The 24,992-nt window shown below is 63.0% G+C and carries 30 protein-coding genes; 9 read left to right on the top strand and 21 right to left on the bottom strand.

The window, feature by feature from the left end:
- Positions 1-6: 6 nt before the first annotated feature.
- Positions 7-375 carry a winged helix-turn-helix transcriptional regulator gene (locus tag NKI63_RS15205; protein WP_254819229.1) on the bottom strand — a complete coding sequence of 123 codons (369 nt, stop codon included), beginning with the start codon at positions 373-375 and terminating at the stop codon, positions 7-9.
- Between the two features lie 90 nt (positions 376-465).
- Here NKI63_RS15205 and NKI63_RS15210 point away from each other — a divergent pair, with 90 nt between their 5' ends.
- Positions 466-1,071 (top strand): NADPH-dependent FMN reductase, encoded by a 606-nt coding sequence (locus NKI63_RS15210; RefSeq protein ID WP_352477902.1) that lies wholly within the window; start codon positions 466-468, stop codon positions 1,069-1,071.
- Between the two features lie 75 nt (positions 1,072-1,146).
- Here the strand turns inward: NKI63_RS15210 and NKI63_RS15215 are convergent, their stop codons facing one another.
- Positions 1,147-1,539: a winged helix-turn-helix transcriptional regulator gene (locus tag NKI63_RS15215; protein ID WP_352646532.1), complete on the bottom strand. Its 393-nt coding sequence runs from the start codon at positions 1,537-1,539 to the stop codon at positions 1,147-1,149.
- A 98-nt stretch (positions 1,540-1,637) separates the two neighbouring features.
- Between NKI63_RS15215 and NKI63_RS15220 the strand changes: the two genes are divergently transcribed.
- Positions 1,638-2,618 (top strand): quinone oxidoreductase family protein, encoded by a 981-nt coding sequence (locus NKI63_RS15220; RefSeq protein ID WP_352822115.1) that lies wholly within the window; start codon positions 1,638-1,640, stop codon positions 2,616-2,618.
- 49 nt (positions 2,619-2,667) lie between these two features.
- Here the strand turns inward: NKI63_RS15220 and NKI63_RS15225 are convergent, their stop codons facing one another.
- From NKI63_RS15225 to NKI63_RS15245, 5 genes are all read right to left on the bottom strand, one after another.
- Positions 2,668-3,345: an HAD family acid phosphatase gene (locus NKI63_RS15225; protein WP_352506708.1), complete on the bottom strand. Its 678-nt coding sequence runs from the start codon at positions 3,343-3,345 to the stop codon at positions 2,668-2,670.
- Between the two features lie 280 nt (positions 3,346-3,625).
- Positions 3,626-4,060, bottom strand: coding sequence for an FKBP-type peptidyl-prolyl cis-trans isomerase (locus NKI63_RS15230; protein ID WP_352506709.1), 435 nt, complete (start codon positions 4,058-4,060; stop codon positions 3,626-3,628).
- Between the two features lie 235 nt (positions 4,061-4,295).
- Positions 4,296-5,060 carry an SDR family oxidoreductase gene (locus NKI63_RS15235; RefSeq protein ID WP_352506710.1) on the bottom strand — a complete coding sequence of 255 codons (765 nt, stop codon included), beginning with the start codon at positions 5,058-5,060 and terminating at the stop codon, positions 4,296-4,298.
- Positions 5,057-5,542, bottom strand: a complete 486-nt coding sequence (locus NKI63_RS15240; RefSeq protein ID WP_254819234.1) for a VOC family protein — start codon at positions 5,540-5,542, stop codon at positions 5,057-5,059. Before NKI63_RS15240 ends, NKI63_RS15235 begins: the two co-directional genes overlap by 4 nt.
- A gap of 73 nt (positions 5,543-5,615) precedes the next feature.
- Complete coding sequence (locus NKI63_RS15245; RefSeq protein ID WP_352506711.1) at positions 5,616-5,801, bottom strand: DUF1127 domain-containing protein; 186 nt, start codon at positions 5,799-5,801, stop codon at positions 5,616-5,618.
- A gap of 204 nt (positions 5,802-6,005) precedes the next feature.
- Here NKI63_RS15245 and NKI63_RS15250 point away from each other — a divergent pair, with 204 nt between their 5' ends.
- The gene (locus NKI63_RS15250) at positions 6,006-6,899 is read left to right on the top strand and encodes a transcriptional regulator GcvA (RefSeq protein WP_352506712.1); all 894 of its coding nucleotides are present in this window, start codon (positions 6,006-6,008) and stop codon (positions 6,897-6,899) included.
- Positions 6,900-6,932: 33 nt separating this feature from the next.
- Here NKI63_RS15250 and NKI63_RS15255 read toward each other — a convergent pair whose 3' ends face one another.
- The 3 genes from NKI63_RS15255 to NKI63_RS15265 form a co-directional block, all read right to left on the bottom strand.
- Positions 6,933-7,727, bottom strand: a complete 795-nt coding sequence (locus NKI63_RS15255; RefSeq protein ID WP_352506713.1) for a class I SAM-dependent methyltransferase — start codon at positions 7,725-7,727, stop codon at positions 6,933-6,935.
- 81 nt (positions 7,728-7,808) lie between these two features.
- Entirely contained in the window at positions 7,809-8,282 is a 474-nt protein-coding gene (locus tag NKI63_RS15260) for a VOC family protein (protein WP_352450557.1), read from the bottom strand.
- Positions 8,283-8,540: 258 nt separating this feature from the next.
- Entirely contained in the window at positions 8,541-10,538 is a 1,998-nt protein-coding gene (locus NKI63_RS15265; protein WP_352751904.1) for an ABC transporter ATP-binding protein/permease, read from the bottom strand.
- 367 nt (positions 10,539-10,905) lie between these two features.
- On the opposite strand from NKI63_RS15265, the gene NKI63_RS15270 reads away from it, so the two are divergent.
- Positions 10,906-11,196 (top strand): hypothetical protein, encoded by a 291-nt coding sequence (locus tag NKI63_RS15270; protein WP_352506715.1) that lies wholly within the window; start codon positions 10,906-10,908, stop codon positions 11,194-11,196.
- A 52-nt stretch (positions 11,197-11,248) separates the two neighbouring features.
- Here NKI63_RS15270 and NKI63_RS15275 read toward each other — a convergent pair whose 3' ends face one another.
- Positions 11,249-11,542, bottom strand: coding sequence for a hypothetical protein (locus NKI63_RS15275; RefSeq protein ID WP_352704151.1), 294 nt, complete (start codon positions 11,540-11,542; stop codon positions 11,249-11,251).
- A 190-nt stretch (positions 11,543-11,732) separates the two neighbouring features.
- Between NKI63_RS15275 and arr the strand changes: the two genes are divergently transcribed.
- Positions 11,733-12,140, top strand: coding sequence for an NAD(+)--rifampin ADP-ribosyltransferase (gene arr, locus NKI63_RS15280; RefSeq protein ID WP_352506717.1), 408 nt, complete (start codon positions 11,733-11,735; stop codon positions 12,138-12,140).
- 118 nt (positions 12,141-12,258) lie between these two features.
- Here the strand turns inward: arr and NKI63_RS15285 are convergent, their stop codons facing one another.
- The 3 genes from NKI63_RS15285 to NKI63_RS15295 all read right to left on the bottom strand — a co-directional run bounded on the left by NKI63_RS15285 (position 12,259) and on the right by NKI63_RS15295 (position 15,385).
- Entirely contained in the window at positions 12,259-12,996 is a 738-nt protein-coding gene (locus NKI63_RS15285) for a class I SAM-dependent DNA methyltransferase (RefSeq protein WP_352684361.1), read from the bottom strand.
- A gap of 77 nt (positions 12,997-13,073) precedes the next feature.
- Positions 13,074-14,384 carry a hemolysin family protein gene (locus NKI63_RS15290; protein WP_352777033.1) on the bottom strand — a complete coding sequence of 437 codons (1,311 nt, stop codon included), beginning with the start codon at positions 14,382-14,384 and terminating at the stop codon, positions 13,074-13,076.
- Positions 14,385-14,443: 59 nt separating this feature from the next.
- Complete coding sequence (locus NKI63_RS15295; protein WP_352704158.1) at positions 14,444-15,385, bottom strand: LysR family transcriptional regulator; 942 nt, start codon at positions 15,383-15,385, stop codon at positions 14,444-14,446.
- A 126-nt stretch (positions 15,386-15,511) separates the two neighbouring features.
- Here NKI63_RS15295 and NKI63_RS15300 point away from each other — a divergent pair, with 126 nt between their 5' ends.
- Complete coding sequence (locus NKI63_RS15300; RefSeq protein WP_352506720.1) at positions 15,512-16,531, top strand: zinc-dependent alcohol dehydrogenase family protein; 1,020 nt, start codon at positions 15,512-15,514, stop codon at positions 16,529-16,531.
- A 42-nt stretch (positions 16,532-16,573) separates the two neighbouring features.
- Here the strand turns inward: NKI63_RS15300 and NKI63_RS15305 are convergent, their stop codons facing one another.
- A complete protein-coding gene (locus NKI63_RS15305; protein WP_352506721.1) occupies positions 16,574-17,281 on the bottom strand; it encodes an LssY C-terminal domain-containing protein in 708 nt (235 codons plus the stop codon).
- 250 nt (positions 17,282-17,531) lie between these two features.
- Here NKI63_RS15305 and NKI63_RS15310 point away from each other — a divergent pair, with 250 nt between their 5' ends.
- Complete coding sequence (locus NKI63_RS15310; protein ID WP_352506722.1) at positions 17,532-17,849, top strand: hypothetical protein; 318 nt, start codon at positions 17,532-17,534, stop codon at positions 17,847-17,849.
- Here the strand turns inward: NKI63_RS15310 and NKI63_RS15315 are convergent.
- The 3 genes from NKI63_RS15315 to NKI63_RS15325 form a co-directional block, all read right to left on the bottom strand.
- The gene (locus NKI63_RS15315) at positions 17,831-18,670 is read right to left on the bottom strand and encodes an extensin-like domain-containing protein (RefSeq protein ID WP_352506723.1); all 840 of its coding nucleotides are present in this window, start codon (positions 18,668-18,670) and stop codon (positions 17,831-17,833) included. The genes NKI63_RS15310 and NKI63_RS15315 overlap by 19 nt on opposite strands.
- 116 nt (positions 18,671-18,786) lie before the next feature.
- Positions 18,787-19,752 carry an extensin family protein gene (locus tag NKI63_RS15320; RefSeq protein WP_352822126.1) on the bottom strand — a complete coding sequence of 322 codons (966 nt, stop codon included), beginning with the start codon at positions 19,750-19,752 and terminating at the stop codon, positions 18,787-18,789.
- Positions 19,753-19,828: 76 nt separating this feature from the next.
- Entirely contained in the window at positions 19,829-20,254 is a 426-nt protein-coding gene (locus NKI63_RS15325; protein ID WP_254819248.1) for a DUF3775 domain-containing protein, read from the bottom strand.
- 235 nt (positions 20,255-20,489) lie between these two features.
- Between NKI63_RS15325 and NKI63_RS15330 the strand changes: the two genes are divergently transcribed.
- Together NKI63_RS15330 and greA are read left to right on the top strand one after the other, a co-directional pair.
- Positions 20,490-21,044: a tetratricopeptide repeat protein gene (locus NKI63_RS15330; protein WP_352822129.1), complete on the top strand. Its 555-nt coding sequence runs from the start codon at positions 20,490-20,492 to the stop codon at positions 21,042-21,044.
- A gap of 316 nt (positions 21,045-21,360) precedes the next feature.
- Positions 21,361-21,834, top strand: coding sequence for a transcription elongation factor GreA (gene greA / locus NKI63_RS15335; protein WP_023719113.1), 474 nt, complete (start codon positions 21,361-21,363; stop codon positions 21,832-21,834).
- A 138-nt stretch (positions 21,835-21,972) separates the two neighbouring features.
- On the opposite strand, the gene waaC is transcribed toward greA, so the two are convergent.
- Genes waaC through rfaD form a run of 3 tightly spaced genes read right to left on the bottom strand, consistent with a single transcriptional unit; the run spans position 21,973 to position 24,874 of the window.
- Positions 21,973-22,947 carry a lipopolysaccharide heptosyltransferase I gene (gene waaC / locus NKI63_RS15340; RefSeq protein ID WP_352822131.1) on the bottom strand — a complete coding sequence of 325 codons (975 nt, stop codon included), beginning with the start codon at positions 22,945-22,947 and terminating at the stop codon, positions 21,973-21,975.
- The gene (gene waaF / locus NKI63_RS15345) at positions 22,944-23,951 is read right to left on the bottom strand and encodes a lipopolysaccharide heptosyltransferase II (protein ID WP_352822134.1); all 1,008 of its coding nucleotides are present in this window, start codon (positions 23,949-23,951) and stop codon (positions 22,944-22,946) included. Before waaF ends, waaC begins: the two co-directional genes overlap by 4 nt.
- The gene (gene rfaD, locus NKI63_RS15350; RefSeq protein WP_352822137.1) at positions 23,924-24,874 is read right to left on the bottom strand and encodes an ADP-glyceromanno-heptose 6-epimerase; all 951 of its coding nucleotides are present in this window, start codon (positions 24,872-24,874) and stop codon (positions 23,924-23,926) included. Before rfaD ends, waaF begins: the two co-directional genes overlap by 28 nt.
- Positions 24,875-24,992 lie beyond the last annotated feature (118 nt).

Here is a 24,992-nt window from a genome sequence, read left to right on the forward strand (position 1 = left end):
AAGGGTTCAGCTGTGCATGGCGTCGAATTTTTCTCGCGCGGCCTTGACGCGCTCCGTGTTCTTGCGTGCCCATTCGCCGAGCGCATCGACCGGCACCAGCAGCTCGTAGCCAAGATCGGTCAATTCGTAGTCGACCCGCGGCGGGATGGTCGGGAATACGGTGCGGGTGACGAAGCCGTCGCGCTCGAGCCCGCGCAAGGTGGTGGTCAGCATCTTTTGCGAAATGCCGCCGACCGCGCTGCGCAACTCGTTGAAACGCAGCGGCCCGTTGCCGAGTTTGCCAACGACGAGCACAGTCCATTTGTCACCGACGCGCTGCAGGATTTCCGAGACGGCGCGGCAGTCCTCGGTGCGGTGCGGGTGCCTTGGTAACAAAAAAGTGCCTCCTTGCACATTGAGCGGCCGGTTACTCATATAGCTCAGGTATCTAAACGATACCAGTATTGCTGTAAGGAGAGCCCCTCTATGTCAAAACCCAAAATCGCCATCGTCATTGGTTCGACCCGCGCCGCGCGCTTTGCCGACGTCCCGGCCCAATGGATTGCCAGGATCGCCAAGTCGCATGCCGATATCGACGTCGAAGTCGTCGACCTGCGCGATTTCCCGCTGCCGTTCTTCGATGAGGTCGCATCCTCCGCCTGGGCGCCGTCGCAGAACGAAGTGGCGCAGCGCTGGCAAAAGAAGGTCGCCGGATTCGACGGCTTCATCTTCACCGCCGCCGAATACAATCATGGCCCGACGGCCGTTCTGAAGAACGCCATCGACTACGCCGCCAACGAGTGGAACAAGAAGCCGGCCGGCTTCGTCGGGTATGGCAGCGTCGGTGGCGCGCGCGCGGTCGAGCAGCTGAGGCTGCATGCGGTCGAGTTGCAGATGGCGCCGGTGAAGTCCGCCGTACACATCTCCTGGGCCGATTTCCTTGCGGTCAAGCAAGGCGACAAGAAGCTCGACGAGTTCGAGCACCTCAACCAGGCGGCAACCGCGCTGGTCAACGACATTGCATGGTGGGCGAGGGTGCTGAAGACGGCGCGTCAGGCCGATGCCGTCGCCGAGGAAGTCAAGGCGGCCTGAGCATAGGTTCGAACAGTCCTCCCAAGGATTAATTCTCCCAAGCATTGGGGCGGCGCATGCGCCGCCCCTTTTGTTTCACACGGCATGGGCGTCCTGCGCTTGCCGTGGCCTGATGATGCAATCGGCAAGGCGGTCCATCTCGTTCAGCTCGTCGGCGTGATGCTGGCCCCACTTGCAAAGTGCCAGCAGGATCGGCTCGAGGCTGAGGCCGAGCCGCGTCGCCGAATACTCGACGCGCGAGGGGATCTCGGCAAAGATCTCGCGGCGGACGAGGCCGTGCTCTTCCATTTCGCGAAGCTGCTGGATCAGCACTTTCTGGGTAATGCCGGGCATCAGCGCCTGCAGCGCCGACAGCCGCCGGGGCCTGTCGAAGAGATGGTACAGGATGACGGCCTTCCAGCGGCCCGAAATCACTTTCAGCGCGCGCTCCGCCGGCAGCATCGGCAGCCTCTTGATCAGCTTGGTCATGGTCACCTCCCGGTCAGCAGCGGACAAATCGGTGTGTAGTCGAAGCCAGGCAGATAGTGGCAAACAGCGGCCGATGCCAACAGCAATCGGTGCCTGCGATGAGAGCTATTCAACTGAACCGTTTCGGCGAGGCCGACGTTCTCGAGATAGTCGCGGTGCCGAAGCCTGAGCCGCAAGCCGGCGAGGTCCTGGTCCGCGTTCATGCGGCCGGGGTGAATTTCTTCGAAGTGCTGATGCGCGCGGATCGCTATGCGGTGACGCCGCAGCTGCCGATGATCCCTGGTGTCGAGGCCGCCGGGATCGTGGAGGCGCTTGGGCATGGGGTGGAGGCTTCCTTGCTCGGCATGCGCGTCGCTGCGCCGTTGTTCGCCTCAAGCCAGCCGTTTGGCGGCTATGCCGAGTATGTGACGATCGACGCAAGCCTGGCCGTGCCGCTGCCGGATGCGCTCTCGTTCGAAGACGCGACGGCATTGATGGTGCAAGGGCTGACGGCGCTGCATCTATCGCGGCAAAGCCGGCCGGCCGGCAAATCGGTGCTGGTCGCCGCTGCCGCGGGTGGCGTCGGTTCGTTGCTCGTCCAGCTTGCCAAGCGCGCCGGCGCGAGCCGTGTCATCGCGGCAGCCGGCAGCAAGGCCAAGCTCGATCTTGCTTTGTCGCTGGGAGCCGATGCCGCCGTCGACTACAGCAACGCGGATTGGCCCGAGCACGCCCGGGCAGCGACAGGTGGCGCTGGCGTCGACATCATCTACGACATCGTCGGCGGCCCGCTGACGGCGGCCGCGCTCGAGGCCCTGGCGCCTTGCGGAGAGCTGGTGTTTGCCGCCCTTGGCAGATACGCGCTCGGCGCCCCGGAGATGGAGGCGATGATCGGCCGCAACCAGTCGCTGAGGGGTTTTGCCCTGCTTCCGTTGCTGTCTACGGACGGGCTCCGTGACGGCCTTTTGGAACTTTTCGATCTGGCCGCTGGTGGTCAGCTTGTGGTGACCAAAGGTGGCCGCTTCCCACTCGACCAGGCCAGCCACGCACACCGCCTGCTGGAGGAGCGCGGCGCAACCGGCAAGGTCGTCTTGATACCTTAGCAGGTGGTCGGCAAGGAGCCGAGGATCCGGGCTTGTGCCGTACAGGCCGTCAGCGAACCCGGTAGAACGGATTAGGCAGCAGGAACAGCTTCTCGGCATGCCCCCCGAACAGGTCGGATGGCTGGTCACCGACATTGGCAATTATCGTGTAGCCGGCCTTTTCGATTTCGGCCCTTATGGGTGCCTTGAAATCTGCTGCGGAGCCGTATTTGGCCCCAGGCTGGACCATGTAAAGGTGCTCATAGCCGGCATAGCCGGCCGACTGCAGGTTCTGTTCGGTTGCCTGACGTTGGTCCTCCGGACGTCCGGTGATGAAGAACACCGCGACTTTCGCCGTTCGCGCCTGCCGGAAAACCTCCAGCACAGGGTCGATAGCCGGATCCTTCGCAAGCTGATCCCAGGCGGCCCAGCCACAGGGGCCGTCGATTGCGATGTCGCAGGCGCCGCCGATCGGGCGGCCGAAATTGTCACGTGTGATCACTTCCCAGTTGGCCAACGCCGTCTCGTCGATGTCGAGCACCAGTGCGGGGCGAGGCACCTCCATTGCGCGCTTGACGACCCAGTCGCCTGCCTGCTTCGCCACAGCGGCAAGGTCGCGATCATAGTCGCCGGAATCATGATAATTGGCAGCCGCCAGCATCGCATCGCCGACATTGGCTGGCTGGGACGGGCTTGTGAGAAGGAGCGAGTCGGAACGCGCCGGCCCAGGAACATTTGTGCCGATCATCAGCACGATTGCCCCGACACGCGCAATTCTATTCCAACCAATCGCCCGCATCACGAGACTTTGCAGTCACGAGAAGTCGGCTGTCAAGCGAGGTCTTCCACAGGTCCTCGAGACTGCGACGCTGAATTGGACATTCCAGATGCCGAATGTCTCTATGGGTTGCTGCACGCTACACGATTTCCGCCGTCGCGGTCTTTGCCCCCGACAGGTGACGCACCGCCGGAACCGCCGGTCGAAATGCGTCACCCGAAAAATCATGCCGTTACGCGCTTTGCCGTGCCTACGCCGCCTGAACGATCTCGACCAGTTCAACGTCGAACACCAGATCCCGTCCCGCCAAAGGATGATTGCCGTCGAGCTTGACGCTGGTGTCGTCCACGCCGACGACTGTTACCGGCATCGGGCGCCCCTCTGCGGTTCTGACCTGCAATCGAGTGCCGATATCGACGTTGATGTTGTCTGGCACGCGGGCGCGGTCGACGGTCATCACCGCTTCGGGGCGGTGGGGGCCATAGGCGGCGTCGGCGGGAATGGTGACGGTGCTTTTCGCGCCCACCTCCATACCCTCGACATGGGTTTCGAGACCGGCGATCACTTGTCCTTCACCCAACGTGAATTGCAGCGGTTCGTTGCCGGAAGAATCGAACTGAGTGCCGTCAGCCAGGCGGCCATTGTAATTGATGCGCACGGTGTCGCCATTCTTGGCCTGTGTCATGATAGCCATCCTTTGAAAGTTTCGAGGGGCCGGCCAGAGCTCACAGTCCCGTCCTCGATCATCCACGCACTCGGGTGCGCGGCGCGAAACGCTAAAACTAGGGACCTGGCTGCCGATGTAAACCCCGATTGGGCTACGCCGGCATGATCCGCCAGCGTTCGTCGCCTTCGGCAGGAGTGCGCCGGACTAGCGGGTCATGCCGACTCAACCCATTCAGGCGGCGTGCAAATGGCGGCTAGATCAGGTTATGGCCGCCATCGATGCGGATTGTCTCGCCGGTCGTGAACTCGCTTTCCATGAGGTAGACATAGGCGGCGGCGACGTCCGCAGCGGTCGGAATTTTTCTCGACGGCAACCGGGCAGCCATGTCGGCAAAGAAGCTGGATTTGGCTTCTCCAACAATGTCCCACATCGGTGTGTCGACCCATCCGGGAGACACGACATTGACGCGCGTCGGGGCCAGTTCGAGCGCCAGGGCGCGGGCGAAGTAGCTGAATGAGCCGGCAATCGCTGAGACGACCGAGCCTCCCGGCACTGGCGGCTTGTCCTTGTTGATGCCCGAGGTGAAGGTCATGGAGCCACCGGCCTTCAGGGTGCGCACAGCGTGCTTGGAGAGCATGACGGCCCCAATCAGCTTGTTGTCGACGAAGCCTCGCACAGCCTCCATGTCGGTACTGCCGATCGGATCGCCGGGCGGCAGTGTTCCGGCGGTCGATACCAGGTGGTCGAAGGGACCGATCTCCTCGAACAGGCGAGCGACGTCCGCTTCGTCGGTCATATCGGCAACCAAGCTGGTCACGTGCCCCGTATTGAGCGTCCGTTCGGCCGCCTGCAGTTTCGCGGGCGACCGGCTGACGATCACGACCTTCGCTCCGCAATTGAGAGCAGCTTCCGCGACGCCGAGACCGATGCCGGAGCTGCCGCCGATGACGATGACTTTCCTGTCCACGAGCGATGTCATGGGAGGTCTCCATTCGTTTGCGATTTCGGTGAGGGTCAAGCTTTGCCGTCGTAGGCGGCTTCGAGGTCGGCGATGATGATCTTGCGCATCCCGTACATCGCCTGCCGGACGCGGTTGGCCTTTTCGCGGTCCGGGTCGGCGCTGAGCCGCGGCAGGATTTCCGGGATGACCTGCCAGTAGACGCCGAACTTGTCGGTGAGCCAGCCGCAGGGTTGTTCCCTGCCGCCGCCGGCGGTGAGCGCCTCATAGTAGTAGTCTGTCTCGGCCTGGTCCCTGGTCTCGATGTAGAGTGAGAGCCGCTCGTTGAAAGGCGGCTGCGGCCCGGCATTGAGCGCTGTAAGGTGCAGACCCTCGAGCTCGAAATCGAAGGTGGCATGCGGGACCGTCTTGTTGGTTCCGGACACCCAGTCGGTGTATTCGAGCGTCTGGAGCGCTTTGCTGTTCTTGAAGACCGAGAGGTAGAAATCGCGGGCCTCCTTGGCGTCGGTGTTGAACCAGAGGAATGGGTGGATGGTGGCCATGTCCGTTCTCCGTTAATTCCTTGCGGCAGCGATTTTTGGCGAAGAGCCTGTCCGCTGTTGCTTTCATTCAGGCTTAGCGGTAGTCCGACGGCCGATAGACCGAGCCGTCCCAGTCGCGGGCAAACCCGAGGTCTTCGAGCCGGCGGGTCGAGAAGCGTGCAATCTGCCGCTCGGTCCGGCGCCGGCTGCTCGAGGCGAGGATGCGGCCGGCCATGCCGGTCAGGACGTCGACGATGGGTTCAACTCGTTTGGCGTTCATGGTGCTCTCCCAGAGTGGCGGCAGTTTTGGTTTCAGCAGTTGCCCCGCGACTTTCGTCAGCGAGAGTATAAGTCACATCAAATCGCCTTTTGCAGCGGCGGTGAATGACTGAATACGCGAGCAAACATGCCGTCTTCCGGCCTGGACGACAAACGACTTATCGGCGACAATGTGTGAGCATCGCTCACATATAGGTATCGATCCATGCCCCGGAAGCTGCCTCCCCTCACCACCTTGCCGAGCTTCGAAGCGGCGGCGCGCCTGTTGAGTTTCTCCAAGGCGGCAGAGGAACTTCATGTCACCCACGGTGCGATCAGCCGGGCGATCAAGAACCTTGAGGATCAGCTCGGTGTGCAGTTGTTCGAGCGCGGTACGCGTTCGGTGAGCCTGACCGCCGTCGGCGAGCCCTATGCGCGGGCGGTGCGCGAGGTGCTCGACCAGTTGGCCGCCGCCACTGCTGCGGCAACGGCCCGCTATTCGAGCTCGACACTGAACGTCAGCACCTCCGATGGCTTCGCGGGGAGATGGCTGGTGCCACGCCTCTACCGCTTTCACCGTGCGCATGGCGACATCGATGTACGGGTTTCGACGAGCGGGAAGCTGACCAACTTCCTCGGCGACGGCATCGATGTCGCCGTCCGTTATGGCAGCGGAAACTATCCGGGGCTCACGTCGGAGTTCCTCACCGGCGAGGAGGTGTTTCCAGTGTGCAGCCCAAAGCTTCTTGAGGGTGCGCATCCGCTGCGCACGCCTCAGGACCTCAGACACCACACGCTGATCCGTGACAGCTTTCCGATCGACTGGGCGACCTGGCTGGCGAGCGCCGGGGTCGAGGGCGTGGACCCGCAGAGCGGGATTACCTTCGACTCTGCCACCTTTGCCATGGAGTCGGCTGCACAAGGCGAGGGGGTGGTGCTGGGTCGGACCATGCTCGTTGCGGCCGACCTCGCCGCCGGGCGGCTTGTCCGCCCCTTCGGCCACGCCCTGAAATCCCCTTCCAGCTTCTATCTCGTCTACCCGCCGGAGGCGATCCGTCAGCGCAAGGTCAAGGCTTTCAGGGATTGGCTGCTTTCAGAAGTCACGCCGCAAATGGACTGACAGGAAGGCCGAGAGAACAGGATCGTCTACGGGTCAATCGCCCGGTGACTGTCGGCTCGCCCGAACTGCGGTGATGATCCAGGCGCGCGAGTCGAAAAGCACACCGTCCGCGGTCAAGTGCGCGTCGAGCAGATCGCGCAACCGCCGTAGCGCCGCGTCGACATCCACATCCGCGCGGGCGAGCGGATCCTTGACCAGTTGCAGGCCAAGCAAAGCGTCATAGGCCGCATCGACGTCCTGGCCGTAGAAGACCGGCTCACGCACTTCGGCAAAGTCGACCGAAACAAAACCGGATGCACGCAAGATCTCCGCGGTGATGGCGGGGTCGCCAAGCGAAAACGGGGTGGCGGCGCCCGCCGATATGGCGGTCCCCGGCGCAATTGCCCCCTGAATGGCAGTTGCCCACTCATTACGGTCCTGGCATTGCCATACCATCCACACAAGACGTGCCCCTGGTCGCATCGCCCGGCCGATATTGGCGAACGCCGCCGCCGGATCGGCAAAGAACATCACGCCAAATCGACTGATGCACAGATCGAAGCCGGCAGGCGGAAATACCAGCAATTGCGCATCGCCGCGCTCAAAGGCGACGTTTCGCAATCCTTCTTCGGCGCTACGGCTCCGGGCGATCTCGAGCATCTGCGCCGATACATCCACGCCGAGCACGCTCCCTTCCACCGCGACACGGGCGGCATCACGAGAGGATTGTCCCGAACCGCATCCGATATCGAGCACGCAATCGCGCGTTCCCGCCTTGACCGCAGCCCTGAATACCTCGTTGTGCCGCCGCAGTTCGGCGTCGTAAAACTCAGCGCAGTTCAACACCATCGCACGCCTGTCTGGAGGTGGGCCGGCAGCATTTCCGGCCGCTCTGCCCTGATCTTTTCGCGTCGGGCTAACCCCGAACTGTCAGCCGCGCCGCGCCGCCTCGATCGCTGCAACGTCGATCTTTTTCATCTCCATCATCGCTTCGAATGCGCGCTTTGCTTCATCGCCGCCGGCGGCCATCGCTTCGGTCAGCACGCGCGGCGTGATTTGCCAGGAGATGCCCCATTTGTCCTTGCACCAGCCGCAGGCACTTTCCTGGCCGCCATTGCCGACGATGGCGTTCCAATAGCGGTCGGTCTCCTGCTGATCGTCGGTGGCGATCTGGAAGGAGAAGGCTTCGTTGTGCTTAAACGCGGGCCCGCCATTGAGGCCGAGACAGGGGATGCCGGCGACCGTGAACTCGACCGTCAGCACGTCGCCTGCCTTGCCGGACGGGTAGTCGCTGGGAGCGCGGTGGACGGATTTCACCGAACTGTCGGGAAAAATCTCGGAATAGAAGCGGGCCGCAGCCTCGGCGTCCTTGTCGTACCAAAGGCAGATCGTGTTCTTGGCGATTGTCATTGCTGGTCCCTTTGCTTTCGAAATCAATCGGGGCTTTTGAAATCAACCCGGGTTTTTCACAGCTGGCCTCGGCGTTGCACCGGACATGGAAATGCGCTCGTGCCATCGACGTTCCGGCAGCAGCAGCTGCCCGGAATCAAGGTACCACGGCTGGTGCTTTCAGGACCAGATGCGGGCAGTGACTCGAACCGGCGATGGTCCGCCTGGTCCGACCGGCGGCCTCACTCTTTGCGTAGGGCAGCGCCGCTTTGCTCAAGGTCGCGCTGGCTTTCCGTTGGCGCGCCGTTGCCTCAGAAGGCGCATGAGCAAGTTCCGTCTGTCCTTGCGCGGGACGAGTTCGATATCGCTGACAAGTTTTGCGCCGCCCTTGTGCCGCTCCAATGTGATCTTGCGGCTGTGGAAGGCCTCCAGCTCGGCGCGGTGCGCTACGCTTATGATGGTGACCTTCGGCAATTCGCGAATAATCATCTCCATCATCTTGTCCTGGCTCTTCTCATCGAGTGCCGACGTTGCCTCGTCCAGCACGATGATATCGGGGCGGTGCAGCAGAAGACGCGCAAAGGCGAGGCGCTGCTTTTCGCCACCCGACAAGGTCTGGTCCCATGGCGCGTCCTCCTCGATCCGGTCGTTGAGGTAGTCGAGCCCCACCTTGTCGAGGGCAGCCTTGATCTTATCCAGCGTCCAGTTGTCGGCGGCGCCTGGATAGGCGACAGCGCGGCGAAGCGTCCCGGTCGGGATGTAGGGCCGTTGCGGCAACATGAACAACCGTCTGTCGGCGCGGATGTTGACGCTGCCGCTACCCCATGGCCACAGACCCGCGACGGCCCGCACCAGCGTACTCTTGCCCGAGCCGGATTCGCCGGCGACGAGCACCCGCTCGCCTGGTTCGATCACGACCTCGGTTTCCTTGACCACGGCGGTGCCGTCGTCGAGCGACACGGAGAGATTGTTCAGGCTGAGCATCGCATCGCCGCCGGTCTCGCCGCGCTTTATGCGTCCCAGCGTGTTGCTCTGTTCCGCCCGCTCGAGCCCGTCGAGCGACATCATCAGCGAGGCGATGCGCCGTGCACAGGCGTTCCAATCGGCGAGACGGGGATAGTTGTCGACCAGCCATCCGAACGCGCCCTGCACGATGGCAAAGGCCGAGGCAGCCTGCATGACCTGTCCAAGTGTCATGCTGCCTTCGAGGAACTTTGGAGCGCAAAGCAAGACCGGCACGACAGGCGCAAACAGGCTCGACCCCTGAGACACCAGTGCCGTGCGCATGTGCTGGCCTGCAAGGAGCGCCCATTGCCTGAGCACATGGGCAAATGTCTTGTCCATGCCGCTGCGCTCCTCCTCCTCGCCGCCGAGCAATGCGATGCTCTCGCCGTTTTCCCGCACGCGCGTCAGCGTGTAGCGGAACTCGGCTTCCGCCTGATTTTTTTCCTCGGAGAGGTGGACGAAATGGCGGCCAATGACCGCCATCGAAGTGGACGTGATCGCGGAATAGAGCACTGCGGTGATGACCAGGAAGCCGGGAATGGTGACGGTCGAACCTGCAATCGTCAGGGTCAGGGCGCCGCCGATCGTCCAGAGCACCACGATGAAGGTCGAGGCCGACAGAAATGCGACGATGACACCGGCGATGAAATCGACGGGCGATTCGGTGGCAATCCGCAAATCCTCGGCGATGCGGGCTTCGGGGTTGCTATGATCGCCGCCGACGAGGTTCAGCTGATAGTAGCGGCCGCTTGCCAGCCAGCGCGCGATGACCGCGGTGGTGAGCCAGGACCGCCAGCGGCGCTGTATCCTCATGCGAAAGAAGACTTGTGCCACCACAAGGCTGGCGCTTCCGATCACGAGTGGCAGGAATACGGCGCTCAGCCAATATACGGTGTGGGCATTGCGTTGCTCAATGGCGTCGAAAATTGCGCGATTCCAGACATTGATCCCATACTGGAAGCCGACATTGGCGACGATCAGGACCAACAGCCCGATCGTCAACGGCCAGGCGACCCTGTCGCCACTGCCGCTCCAGTAACCGCTCGCGCTGATCCAGAAGCGCTTAAGCAGGTATCTCTTGCGCGCCCGCTCTGCCTCTTCAGGTGTCAGCTCAGGATCGGGTTCGGTGACATCCGGCGGCGGCGCGGGCTGGCCGACGACCTCTGACGCGACTTCGACAGTCGATTGTTTCTCGCGGCGCGACTTCTCGGCATCGCGCGTTCGGGCGCCGTCAACCGATTTCAGCTTAAATTTAGCCTCGGGCATCCGGCGATAACGGCTTAAAAATCAGAAGGTTTCATAGCGTCCGCTCGAGATCCGAGATGCCAACAACGCCAAGGCTTCGCAGCTGTTCCGGTGCTCGCAGCAGCCTATGGTCGTTCTCGATGACAGGCTTTGATCGTTGCGGGGCAGAATTCGCTCAGGCTCTCAAGATTTGTCCGCATGCTGCATTCGAAGAGGCTGGACGCAAGCGGCGCGAAAAGTGCCATCGGCCCGAGTCAACAGGATCGAGGAGGAGAGATCATCTCGATTGCGATTGCGAGCATTTGCTGCCCAGCCGGACCGCGCCAGCCCCGAATTCCGGAACAAGGGTGCGATTTTGCCGTTGAGCCAGAAACCGGAAGCGACCCGCATGTCCGAATTGCCGAATGAAGAGATCGAAGGGCGGCTGAACGCCCAGCGCGAGACTCTGGCGCTGGTCGTTGCGCTGCTTGCCAGCAAGGATACGGCACCCGAGCGAATATGGGCCGAACTGGAGGCCCGTTTTCAGTTTCAGAACAGTCAGGAGGACCCTGGCGTCCTGCCAAGCCGCGCATTTGCCATCGAAGCTACGAAGATGCGGGAGTTCAAGCTGATCGCCGAAGAGGCGCAGGCGCGCAATGCGGAATGGAACGGCAGGGACAAGCCACAGGGCGCCAGCTGAAACCCCGGAGAGTGGATGCAGGACCGGCCATTTTACGATGACTGAGCAAGCGTCAGCTTTGCTGCAAAAGTGTACGTGCCAACTCTTGCCATTCCTCGTCAAGCGTTAAGGTCGACGGCGCCGCGTTGCTGCGGCGATACCAATATTCCGCATTCGACTGGTCGCCTTCCTTGCGGTGGAGATAGGCATGCACGTGCATGCCCGCCGTATTGTCGCGCTGCTGCGCGCACTCGTGCGCCTTAGTCCAATCGCCCTTTGCATCCCACCACAACGCCTGCAGGGCAGGGCTCAAGCCGGCTGGCGGCTGTGGTTTTGCAATCGAATCCCTGAAGGTTTGCAGATCCATTTTTCCACCATAGCGACGTTCAGGGCGCCGATAATACCCGCACCGGCAGCCGACCGGAAGCGTGCTTTGGGCGGGACGACCGGAATGGGGGGACGTCCGATAACCGAACGGCCAGACGGTTGATTCGATGACGTGCATGAAATAGTGCGCACCACAACACCATGACGCCTGAGACAGCGAGGATGAGCCGATGACAGCCCCCGACAAGCCGCGCCAATTCTACCACGGCACCCGGGCCGACCTTAAACCGGGAGACCTGATCGAAGCCGGTTACAGCTCCAATTACGGGGCGCGAAAGCAGGCAGCCTGGGTCTATCTAACCGGCACTCTGGATGCCGCTATCTGGGGTGCAGAACTGGCCGCCGGTGACGGACGCGAAAGGATCTACATCGTGGAACCAACCGGCCCGGTCATGGACGACCCCAATCTTACGGACAAGAAATTTCTCGGCAATCCGACGCAGTCCTATCGCTGCCGCGAGCCGCTCAGGATCACGGGCGAGGTCACCGAATGGCAGGGCCACTCCCCCGAGCGGCTGAAAGAGATGAAGGACCATCTCGAACGGCTGAAGGCACAAGGCATCGAGGCGATCGATTGAATTGCCAAGTTTGGCCCTAGCCTACGGTCGGCAGCAGTCCCCGCGAAATACGGCTCCACGTCCGCAATGGGTCCGCGAGTTGTCGTTGCTTGCAGGGCTGGAGAGCGGATGCTCCTTTTCATCTCGTCGCGAACGTGATGATCTCTGGGCTCGAAGGGCCAAGTGGGCTGCCGTCAAAGCCGCCGAATTGCTGTTCGATCCGTAGCCCCGCGTTCCCCAGCAGGCTCGATAAGGCGTCCGTCTCGAGGAATCGCAAGGTGCTGCGACTAACTTGCGGAAGGCTCGGATGCTTTCCGCCGAACCTGTGGGTGAATGTCACCGTCTGTCCATCGAACGGCATGATCACCTCTGTTGTGATCTGCACCAGCGACCCGTCAGGCAGCTCAACGACGACCGCATTTTCGGGTGTCCAGTGCTCCCACGCCCGCACCGAAGGGTTCCGCGTTTCGAACGCGAAGCATCCGCCTGGCACAAGGGCATGTCGGACAGCCGCCATGAAATCCCTCAGGTCTTCGTCGCTGACAAGGGCCTGGAATGCGTGCCCCGTCATCACAATGAGATCAAACTCAGCTGTCCAGCCGGCCGATTGGAGATCGCCGAGAACCCATTCGATATCCGCGCGTGTTCGTGCGCGATTCAACACGCCGGGTGCCGGGTCGATGCCGCAGAGCCGCCCTGAATGTCCGGCCAGGCGTGCCTCGTGAAGGAGGGTGCCCGTTCCACATCCGACATCAAGCACCGCGTCTGCTGTTAGAATGCGGGGCAGGTAGAAATCATAGTCGTCGCGCGCAGATCTCGGGTGCCAGGCATCGTAGACGGCAGCGAGATATGGGTCGGCGAAAAGGTGGTCGACCATAGGCGGTATTCCCAATCAACTTTGACTGTGCGAGCGGTGTCGCCGCGAGCATATAGCCCATAAGTCGCGTCGATCGTTTACCGCACGACCTCGCGGTGGCGGCCGGGCAGGCGGGTGGCGATGAGCTTGTCGATGCGGCGGCCGTCGAGGTCGACGACCTCGAAGCGCCAGCCTTGCGCGTCGACACATTCGCCGGTCGCCGGCAGATGGTGCAAATGCGACAGCACATAGCCGGCGACGGTTTCGTAGTCGCGGTTCTCGGGCAGGTCGATGCCGAGGACCTCCGCCATCTCGTCGGCCTGCATGTAGCCGGCAAGCAGCCATGAGCCGTCCTCGCGCTTGACGGCGTTTTCCTCTTCGCCGGCATCGAGATCCGAACGGAAGACGCCGGTAATCGCTTCCAGTATGTCGGCCGGGGTGACGATGCCTTCGAAATGGCCGTATTCGTCATGTACCAGCGCCATCGGCACGTCGGATTCCTTCAGCGTCGCAAGCACGTCCAGCGCATCGGCCTGGTCATGCACGATTGGGGCCGTGCGCACGTGCCGGCGCGGGTCGAGAGCGCGGCCGCCGAGCATCGCCGCCAGCACGTCGCGGGTCTGGACGACGCCGATCATGGCGTCGACGCCGCCGTCGCCGGCCGGCAGGCGCGAATGCTGGGTGTCCATCAGCAGCTTTCTGATGGCCGCCTCGTCGGATTGCAGATTGATCCAGTCGACCTCGGTGCGCGGCGTCATCACCGCGCGCACGGCACGGTCGCCGAGCCGCATGACGCCGGCGATCATCCGCCGTTCGTCGGATTCGATGGTGCCGTGGTGCTCGGCTTCGGCGACCAGCATCTTGATCTCCTCGTCGGTGACCTTGTCCTCGCTCTGGCCGCGCTGGCCAAGCAGCCACAGGAGGGCGCGGCCGGAAAAATCGAGCAGGAAGACCAGCGGCGCCGAGACGCTGGCGAGGATGGTCATTGCCGGGGCGACCCTGACGGCTACCCGTTCGGGGTCGCGCAATGCGATCTGCTTGGGCACCAGTTCCCCGATGATCAGCGAGCCATAGGTGATGAGGGCGACGACGATGCCGACGCCGAGCGGATCGGCGAGGCTTTCGCGGATGCCGGCCGACGCCAGGGAGGTGGCCAGCCGCTCGCCGAGCGTGGCGCCGGAAAAGGCACCGGACAAGACGCCGACCAAAGTGATGCCGATCTGCACCGAGGACAGGAATTTTCCCGGATTGGCGCCGAGCGCCAGGGCCCGGCCGGCGCCCTTGACGTTGCGGTCGATCATCGTCTTGAGGCGCGCCGGCCGCGACGAGACGATGGCGAGTTCGGACATCGACAGAAGGCCGTTCACGCAGATGAGGACGACCACGATGGCAATTTCAGCATAAAGCATGCCGGGTCCATAGCATTGCCGCGCGGTTTTCGAAAATAGGACGGTCGCGCTTTTTAAATTTAGCGAGCCGGGCAATCAGGCGGCATCCATGCCGCATCCCAGGGCGGCGCGGAAAAATGCTCGATCAGGGCGTCGACGACGACGCGCACCTTTGGCGCGAGATTGCGTGTTACCGGCCAGATGGCATGCACCACGGTGTTTTCGACAAGACAGTCCGACAGAACCATTTCGAGCTCGCCGCGCCTGATGCTGTCGGCCGTCAGCCATGTCGGCAGATAGACGATGCCGCAGCCGGCCAGTACCGCATCGAGCATCGGTTCGCCGTGGCCGAGCACCAGCCGCGCCTTGGGCGCGAATTTTTCGAGACGGCCGTCGACATGCCTGACGGTCCAGGGGTGGACCGTGCCGTCGCGGCCGTAGCCGATGAGGCTGTGCCTGGCCAGGTCCTCGATCGATAGCGGCCTGCCATGGGCGTCGAGATAGGCGGGGGCGGCGCAGATGGCCGAACGTTGGGCATAGATGCGGCGCGCGGCGATCGACAAGCTGTCGTCGAGGTCGCCCATACGCACCGCCAGGTCGATGCCTTCCTCGATCAGGTCGACGCGCCGGTCGTTGAACGAGATTTCCATCGTCAGGTCCGGGAATTTTTTGGAAATGTCGAACAGAACCGGGGCGACGCACCGCCGGCCGAAGGCCAAAGGCAGGTCGACGCGCAGCCGCCCGGAAGGCACCTGCTTGCGCGAAGCCAGCAGTGACTGCGCGGCTTCGATCTCGGCCAGTGCCCTGACGCAGGCTTCGTAATAGCTCAGGCCCTCACTGGTCGGGCTCAGGCTGCGGGTGGTGCGGTTGAGCAGGCGAACGCCCAATCGCTGTTCCAGCTGCGCGATCGACTTGCCGACCGCCGATTTCGTGACATGCAGCCGCGCGCCGGCGCCGGTGAAGCTGCCGGCCTCCACCGCGTGAACGAATGCGACGATGCCTTGCAAATCGGCCGATTCCAATGAAGCGCTCCTATTGTAGAGTTTTGCTCCTTAATCTGTTGCATAACATGCCACATGGAAGCACTTTTCTCCATAGTGAAACGGCATAAATGTCTCGCGCACCATCAACCACGGAGCGCGAACCAAATGAGCACCCAAAACAGATCCTGGCAGATGACCGGTTTCGGCCTGTCCAGTTTGAAACCGGCCGAGGGAAAGCTGCCCCGACCCGGGCCGCATGATCTTCTGGTACGCGTCACAGCGGTATCGCTGAATTACAAGGACAGGATGATCGTCGATGGCGTGCTGATACCGGACCTCAGCTTGCCGTTCGTGCCGACATCGGACGCGGTTGGCGAAGTTGTCGCCACCGGCAGCGAAGTCAGCCGCTTCGGCATCGGGCAGCGCGTGCTCGGTCAGGTGATCGCCGACTGGCCGGACGGCAACGCCCCGCCGGTGCTGCACAAGCATACGCTTGGTTCGTCACTGCCCGGCATGCTGTCCGAGCATGTGCTCTTTCACGAGGATGCCGCCGTGGCGGCGCCGCCGTCGCTCAGCGATGTCGAGGCATCGACGCTGCCGATCGCGGCGCTGACGGCGTGGTTCGCGCTGGTCGAGGCGGCCAAGCCTATCCCGGGTGAGACCGTTCTCATCCAAGGCACCGGCGGCGTGTCGCTGTTTGCGCTGCAGTTCGCCGCCGCTTTCGGCCTGCGCGCCATCGTCACCTCGAGCAGCGACGAGAAGCTCGAGCGGGCAGAAGCGCTCGGCGCCTGGAAGGGGATCAATTATCGCAGCCATCCGGCATGGGACGAGGTCGCCCGCGAGCTGACAGACGGCGCCGGCGTCAGGCACGTGCTGGAGATGGTCGGCGGCGACAATGCGCGGCGCTCGCTCAATGCGCTGGGCGCCGACGGCAGGCTGTCGCTCATCGGCCTTCTCGGCAGCATGGAGCTCAGTTTCCCGATCATTCCGTTCCTGCGCAACCGGATCGTCGTGCAGGGCATATCGATCGGCCACCGCCGCGCCTTCGAACGAATGAACCAGGCGATCGAGACGCTCGCGATCAGGCCGGTGATCGACAGGGTGTTTGGCTTCGACGAGGTGCCGCAGGCATTCGAGCGTCTGGAGACCGGACCGTTCGGCAAGATCGTGATCACCGTCCCCTGAGCCCATCGGGCGAAATGGCTGTCAGACGGGCCGATTGCGCGCCTACGGCAGTTGCAGCAGTACGCCGATGATGGCCTTGCCGTCGGTGAAATAGGGATCGCCTTCGCCGTTGCGCCCGGTCTTTGTGGCGCCGACCCCTGGTATGTCGCTGGTCGAGATCAGCATGCCGGCGGCGGACAGGTCGCGCATCAGCCCATCGCGCTCGGCGTCGATGTCGGGGCCGATGTGATGAGTGATCGCGCCGGTGTCATGGCTGAGGCCGACGCCGCGGTCAAAGCTTGCCGAGCCAAGCCAAAGCGGCCGGCCGTCGTCTCCGGTCGCAGCGGTCTGCCAGAAGCGGACGTGGTGGCGCCGGTCGGCGCTGTCGCCGACCGGCTTTTCGAAGGCTAGGTCCTGGGCGCGGCCTTCGAACAGCAGCCGGCTGACCGGCGCGTCGGGATAGGGGCGGTCAAACAGCACGCTTTCGCCGATCTCGATCGCCGTCTTCAGCGAGACCGCGTCTGCCGTATCCCAGCCGGCGACGGCAAAAGCATGGACAAGCTCCTTCTTGGTGCCGACAAGGCCGACATTGATCGGATCGCCCGGAATGCCTTGCGGCGTGTGCGTCACCATCTCGAATTGCTGATTGCGAAAATTGCGGTCCCGTAACGTCCAGAACTCAGGCGCGGCGAAATAGGCGAGCGAAAGATAAGCGGCACAGCATGCCACCAGCCAGGTCGTTGCACGTCGTCGAAGGCTTCGTTGGCTCATGCATTGGCTCGAACTGGCAGGCCCGTCGGGCCGTCGAAATCCTTGGCAAGCGGCGCGCAGCCGGTCTATCCTCATATTTTAGCATGAAATGGCGTAGAACCGGCTAGCACGAATGAGGGCGTGATGGAGGGTAAACCGGCGCGCGGCACTGCCATGGCGTTGACCGCCGACCTTATCGCGCTGGTCGAACGGGTCGAGCCGGATCCCGGCCCCGAGCCGGGGACGACCGAGCATAGCGACGCGGAGTTCGATGATCTTGTCGAGCAGCTGCTTCTGGAATACCGGCGCCAAAGCGCTCTGGGTCTTTGCCTACGGCTCGCTGATCTGGACGCAGACGCTGGCGCGGGCAGCCGGACATTGGGGTTCGTCCGCGCAGTATCTGTTCCGCACCGTCAGCATGCTCGAGGAAAGCGGAATCCGCGACAGAAACTTGTGGCACGTCCAGGACCTGGTGGCGCAGCATGGCTTCCACCGGCGGCACACAACGCGGCTGATCCAGGCGCTGTTGCACGAAATAACTTGTCGCATTTCATCTGAAAACCGGAACGGTCAGCGGCAGGCGCGGTAGCCGTTCTTGCGATTCTTGATGTCGAAATGGAAATGGTTGCGGTGGTCGTAGTTGTAGCCGGGGCCGAGCACGGTGGTGAAATACTGGCAGCCGTCGGCCCGCACATTGTTGAGGAAGCCGCGCGTGCGGAAGGCGAACAGGCCGGGCTTGCGGACGTCGATGTCGTCGCCATTGTTAAGCTCGATGCTCATCACGTCGAGCGCATTGCCCTTGCCGTGTTCCGACAAAACACCTTCGCCGGCGATCCTGCGGCAGGAATAGCTCGAGCCCTGGTGGATGGTCTTGACGCCTGAAAAATAGCGCCAGCGGGCCGACGGGACGAGTTCATTCCTGGTCCAGCCGGCAAAGCTGGCGGCCATGTCGCAGGTCAGCGTCGCGGCCGGCTTCATCGCGACGCTGCCGATGGCCGAGACCCTGACCGGATAATCGATGCCGCATTGGCCTTCATGGATCGGCGCGACGTCGGTGTAGACGACGCCGAGGCGTTTCAGCTCCTTGCGGCAATCGATCTCTGCGGCCGGCATCTGTTCGGCCGGCGACATCGGATTGTCCATGCGCGGATAGGCGGCCGTCATATAGGGGTTGGATGGGACGAGGCGCTGCATGCCGGAATATTCTGGGCCGGAATCTTGCTGGCCGGAATAGGGCGGAACGGCAGCGGTCTGGCTCCCGACGTCGACGGCCGGCTGCAGCGACAGCACGCTGCCGGTGTTGCAGGCGGAGACCGCCGCAATGGCAATCACGACGGCAAGCCTGCCGGCCATGCGCGCGCGTCCTGTGTGCCGCGCAGCGACAAGCGCAGCGCGAATTAGCCCGGCCATCGGAAGGGTTCCTGTCCCCAGATGGCACAGACTCTAAACCTGAAGAGTAAAGGAAAAATCAGCGGCGCCGTTCACGTCTGCGGCAAAATTGCGGCGCCCGCTATCGGCGGCCGGCGTTATTGGCAAAACGTGCCGCCATTGCGGCGCGGTTCGAGGTCGAAGTGGAGATGCTGCGAATGATCGGCGTCGCTGCCGGGGCCAAGCACGGTCTTGAACGGTCCGCAGGCTGCCTTGCGCACTGTGTCCAGGAATTTCGCGTCCTTTTCCGGCGGCGCCGGGCCGACATCGATCTCCTTCCCGTCCGAAAGCTTGAAGCTGGCGATATCGAGCGCATTGCCGAAGGCGTGCTCCGACAATTTGCCGCCACCATTGCGCGACCGGCAGACGAAGGCGGAGGCCTGGCCGATCGATTTGAGGTCCTCGCCAAACTCCGCTTTGGCCGCAGGCTGGATGACGGCAGCAGCAAAGCGTGCGGCGGCCTCGGCCATCTGGCAATTGAGCTCGGGCTCCGGACCGATGGCGATGGATTTGCCGAGCGTCTTCAGCACGATCGGGTAGGGGATCGAGCAACCGACCGCCGCATCGCGCTCGGGCTTGCGCTCCGCGAAATCGACGCCCATCGATTTCAGCCGCCTGCGGCAGGCCAATTCCTCGGCCGGCATTTCTTTCTCGGCAATTGCGACCGATCGAGGATCGGGAAGGATTTCTTGCTCCGCCTTTTTGTCTGCCTCGGCCGGGTTTGGTGGCGCGACCGATGGGTTTGCCGGCGGCTCGGCCTGCGCCGGCTTTTCAGGCGGCTGTGGTGCGATCGCCGGCGGCTTCGGCTGCTCGGTCCTGGACTGGCCATTTTGGGGCTGATCGTTTTGAGGCTGACCGTTTTTGGGCCGCTCAGCCTCCGGAGCGGGGCGTGGTTCGGGGACCGGGATCTCGGTTGGTGCTGGCGGAGTGACTTGCTGGTTGAGTTGCGGAACCGGTGCGGTTGGCGGCAACTCGGGCGCCTTGGCTGAAACGGGTCCCGCCAGCGGCGTAGCCGCAACGGCCAGCAGCAATCTGCCCAATCTGAAAAAGCCAAACGCCGCCATTGTATCGCAACGGCCAGAATGCAGGGAAGTTGCCTTGGGCGAGGGGGGCTGGCGATCACAATCGGTAACCGCGCTGTTACGCGCCGATCGCTTCCAGCCCCTCCTCGAGCCAGTCCGCCAGCAGCGGCATGCCGAGTAGATATTTTGCCGTGCGCTTGTTGGCGCGCTCGCGGGCGGCGGTCAGCGCGTCCGTCCATTCCGTCGCGTCATAGTCGCCGCGGCCAACCCAGGCCAACGCAATCAGTTCGGCCGCTTCGTCGACATTGAGATCGTCGATCAGCTCGCGCAGTTCTTCCTCGGTGAGATCTTCGGAGCTTTCCTCGGCAAGGCCGTCATGATGGTGGTTGTCGTGCGCGTTGCCGTCGAGCTCTACCTCGTGCTCGGCGCCGTCGGCATAGTCTTCGTTGACGGCGGCGCTGAGCGCCTTCGCCTTCAGGATGAACAGGCGCACGGTGTCGGGACCGATCGAAAGCTCCCAGTCTCGTTCAACGCGTTGCTGCACCGGCCGTCTCCCTGCTTCGTGCTCGGTCGGCCCGATGATAGCGGATTTGCATCGCTCGTCACGTTCTCTTGCGCGTGGGCGTTAATCGTGAACCATGATTTATGATGCCCTCTCTTCCCGGAATAAGATGGCCTTGCTGGGAGAGATCGCGGTTTTGAGATAGGATGACATTTCCGGGACGAAACGGCTTTGGCCCGGCGTTAGTGTTGCATTGTCAGGTTCAGAGGAGAGTGTAATGCGCAGACGATTGCTGATTTACGCCATGGCCATCGCCGCCCTGCCGCTGATTGCGGCTCCGGCGTTTTCGGCTGGTGAAGGCGGGGGAGGTGGTGGCGGCGGCGGCAATGGCGGCGGCGGCCAGAGCCAGTGCAAGAAGGGGGAGGCCTGGGACAAGAAGCAGAAGAAATGTGTCTCGCCCAAGCAAGGTATGCTGGATGACGACAGCATCTATGATGCCGGTCGCGCGCTGGCGATGGATGGACGCTATGACGAGGCGATCGCCGTGCTCAGCCTCGCCGCCAACAAGCAGGACCCGCGCATCCTCAACTATCTCGGCTATTCGCACCGCCATTCCGGCCGCGTCACCGTCGGCCTCGGCTATTACGAGGAAGCGCTGCGCATCGACCCGAACTACACGCTGGTACGCGAATATCTCGGCGAGGCGCACCTGCAGATCGGCGACCTTGCCGGCGCCCAGGAACAGCTCCGCGAAATCGAGAGGCGCACGGGCAAGGGATCTCGCGAATACGGCATGCTGTCGGAGCAGATCGATCATTTCATGAGGAGCTGATCCGACCTCCGGACGCTGCTCATACCGGCTGCGGCGATCGCAGCCGGTTTTTTGCTGTGCTCACATGCTGCTCCGAACTGGAATTTGGCATCACGGTACACGTGATGCGCTCCTTGACGTTAGGTCAGCCGCGCAATCGGTGGATGATTTTTCAAAATCCGACTTTTTGGACGTGAAAAACCCGCGAAGATTGCTATATCTTGCAAAGATTGTGGTGAGACGGTTCCGTTAGCGAGGCTGCCGGACCGTTTTCTTTTTGTACCATCGACAAGGTCGCTCCCGATTGCGGGGGCGGCGGCAGGAAAGGTCAGGCATCATGAACAAGGTCCCGATGACAGGCGAGGGGTTCGCGTCATTGAAGGAAGAACTGCGCTGGCGCCAGCAACAGGAGCGGCCGCGTATCATCGAGGCGATTTCCGAAGCGCGCTCGCATGGCGACCTCTCCGAAAATGCCGAATATCACGCGGCAAAAGAGGCACAGAGCCTCAATGAGGGCCGGGTCAACGAACTCGAGGACCTGATCGCGCGGGCCGAGGTGATCGACGTCACCAAGCTCAGCGGCGACAAGGTCAAGTTCGGCGCCACCGTGGTGCTGGTCGACGAGGATACCGAGGAGAAAAAGACCTACCAGATCGTCGGCGACCAGGAAGCGGACGTGAAGTCCGGCCGCATCTCGATCTCCTCGCCGATCGCGCGCGCCCTGATCGGCAAGGAAGTGGGCGATGCCATCGAGGTCAACGCACCGGGCGGCGCCAGGGGTTATGAGATCGTCCAGGTGCAATTCATTTAGAACCTTTTGATAATTCTACTCTGGCGGCCGACTAGCGCGGTTTTCTGCGCTTCCGGTGCTCACGTACTTTAAGTACGCTCCGCTCCGGTTCTCGAAAACCACGCTATTCGACTCGCCAGAGCGAATTCTGAAAAGGTCCTATGCAGAGCCTTGTAATTTAAGCGCCAGCAATCTCTCTGCTTCCGCCATCACCTCCGGCGGCGTGACGCTGCGGCCAGGCGCGGCCAGTAGCGTCGATGAGAACGGCCCGCGCGGGCCGGTCAGGCCGGGCTCCGTCGCCAGGAATACAGCCACCGTCGGCACGCCGACAGCGCTGGCGAGATGGGTCAGGCCGGTGTCGGCGCCGATGACCAGCGTCGAGCCGCCGATGACGGCGGCGATCTCGGCAAGCGGCGACCTGGGAACCACCACGGTTTGCGAAACGGCGCGGGCGATCGCTTCGGCAACCGCCTGTTCCCGGTCGTTCGACCAGGTGGTGACCGGGGTCATCCCTCGTGCCACGAGAAGCCTGGCGATTTCGACCCAGTCCGCGACCGGCCATTTCTTGTCCTCGCGGCTGGTGCCGTGCAGCAGGAAGGCTGTCTTTTCGCCGACAAAAGTCGATTTTGCGGCTGGCGGCACGATGCCTGATTCGAGCCGGGAAAAATCCGGCTCGTAGCCGAGCGCCAGCCCGAACAACCGCCGCGTCCGTTCGATGGCGTGCAGGTCGCGCGGCACCGAGTATCGCCGGTCGTAGAACATTGTCGCCGACGGTTCGCGTGCGCTCGAGCGGTCGAAGCCGGCAATTGGTGCTGCCGCCAGCCGCGCCACCAGCGCCGATTTCAGCAGCCCCTGCGCGTCGATGACGAGGTCGTAGCGGGACGCGCGCAAGGCGCTGCGCAGGCCGACCACTTCCCGCCATGTGCCGGGCTCGAGCAGCTTCCCGCGCCAGCGCCGGATCGCCACGCTGTGGATGGTTTGGATGGCTGGATGCAGCGCCGCGATGCCGGCAAAGGCCTCTTCCACGCACCAGTGGAAGGAAATATCCGGGCGAGCGCGGTGCGCGTCCTCGACTGCGGGAAAGGTGTGGATGACGTCGCCCATCGACGACGTCTTGACGATCAGCACCTTCATGCGGCGGCCGGCATTTCCAGCAGCCGCTCCGCCGCCGCCACGACACGTTCGACCTCCAACGTCTTCAGGCAGTTGAGATGACCGAGCGGGCAGATTTTTTTGTGGCAGGGCGAACAGGACAGGCCGAGCCAGACCAGTTCGCGGCGCTCGGCGAGCGGCGGCGTGTTGTCGGGCGAGGTCGAGCCGTAGACGGCGACGACCGGCGTGCCGACGGCGGCGGCGACATGCATCAGCCCGCTGTCGTTCGAGACGGCGAGCCTCGCCGCGGCGATCAGGTCGATGGCATCCTCCAGCCGCGTCTGGCCGGCAAGGTCGGAGGCGCCCGGCGCCTGCGCTGCGATTTCAGCCGTCACCTCAGCGTCGTTCTTCGATCCGAACAGCGCGACGCCAAACCCTTTGGCCATCATCTCGCGGGCAAGGCCGGCATAGTGTTCGCTCGGCCAGCGCTTGGCCGGGCCGAATTCTGCGCCGGGCATCAGTGCCACGAATTTCCCCGCCGTCAGCCCGAAACGGCTGAGCAGTGCCGCCTGGCTGGCTTGATCGACAGCGAGCTTCGGCGCCTGGAAGGCGCCGCCGCGGGCAAGGCTGAAATAGGCCTGCGCGGTGCGCCGTTTCAGGCGATCGGGCAACGGCACGATGTCGGTCAGCAGCCCGTAGCGCATTTCCTTGAGATGGCCGACACGGCGCGGAATGCCGGCAAAGAACGGGATCAGCGCCGACTTCCAGCTTCCCGGTAGGACAAAGGCCATGTCGTAGCGGCCGCGCAGCAGGCGGCCGAAGCGCCTTCGGACGCGGAATTCGAACGCGCCGGATGGCAGCGGCAGGTCGATCTGCTGGCGGATTTCGGGCATGCGCTTGACCAGCGGTGCTGCCCACCCCGGCGCCAGCACGTCGATGGCGGCGTTCGGATGAAGCTCCCTCAGCGCCTGGAACAGGCACTGCGCCATCACCATGTCGCCCACCCAGCGTGGGCCGATCACGAGGATCGTTGGGCTTTCAGCCATTCGACATAGTCTCTGACGCCGGTTTCCACTGTGCGGAACTGGCCATTGTAACCGGCTGCGCGCAAGCGGGACATATCAGCTTGCGTAAAGCTCTGGTAGCTGCCCTTGAGGTGGTCGGGAAACTCGATGAATTCGATCTGGCCCTTGCCGAGCGTATCGATCACCGTTTCGGCAATGGCGCGAAACGGCTGGGCCTTGCCGGTACCGCAGTTGAAGATGCCGCTGGAACCGCGTTTCCACAGCCACAGATTGACGTCGGCGACATCGCCGACATGGATGAAGTCGCGGCTCTGCTCGCCGGGCCCGAAACCGCCATAGGCGCCGAACAGCTTGGGGTTTTCGCCGCGTTCGACCTGGTTGAACAAATGGAAGGCGACAGAGGCCATGGCGCCCTTATGCGCCTCGCGCGGACCGTAGACGTTGAAATAACGCAGGCCCGCCACCGGCGAATGGTCGGTATCGAAAACGGTGCGGCGGACATAGTCGTCGAACAGCTTTTTCGAATAGGCATAGACGTTCAGCGGCCGCTCGCATTCCGGCTCCTCGCGAAACTCGGCGCCGCCGCCATAGACCGAAGCGGACGAGGCATAGAGGAAGGGTACGCGCAAGGCCAGGCAGGCGTGCAGCAGGTGCTTCGAATAGGTGTAGTTGACCTCCATCATGAACTTGCCGTTCCATTCGGTGGTGGTCGAGCAGGCACCCTGGTGGAAAACCGCCTCGATGCGGCCGAGGTCACCGGCCTCCATCCGCGCCAAAAAGTCGTCCTTGTCGAGATAGTCGGCGATCTCGAGATCGGCGAGATTAGCGATCTTGTGGCCGTCGGTGAGGTCGTCGATGACGAGGATGTCGCTGAAACCGTCAGCGTTGAGCGCAGCGACGATGTTGGAACCGATCATGCCGGCGCCGCCCGTGACGATGATCATGAAATCCTCTGGTACCTTGTGCCGGTTGTAGCCCTCGTCGGATTCTGGCCTTATAGGGGAGGCGGGCCGGGCTGTCGACAAAGCAGGTGGCGGGGCGGTTGGATGAGCGCCACAGTGC

Origin of the sequence: Mesorhizobium sp. M0410 (assembly GCF_040321435.1) — a bacterium.
In the GTDB taxonomy this organism is placed as follows: Bacteria; Pseudomonadota; Alphaproteobacteria; order Rhizobiales; family Rhizobiaceae; genus Mesorhizobium.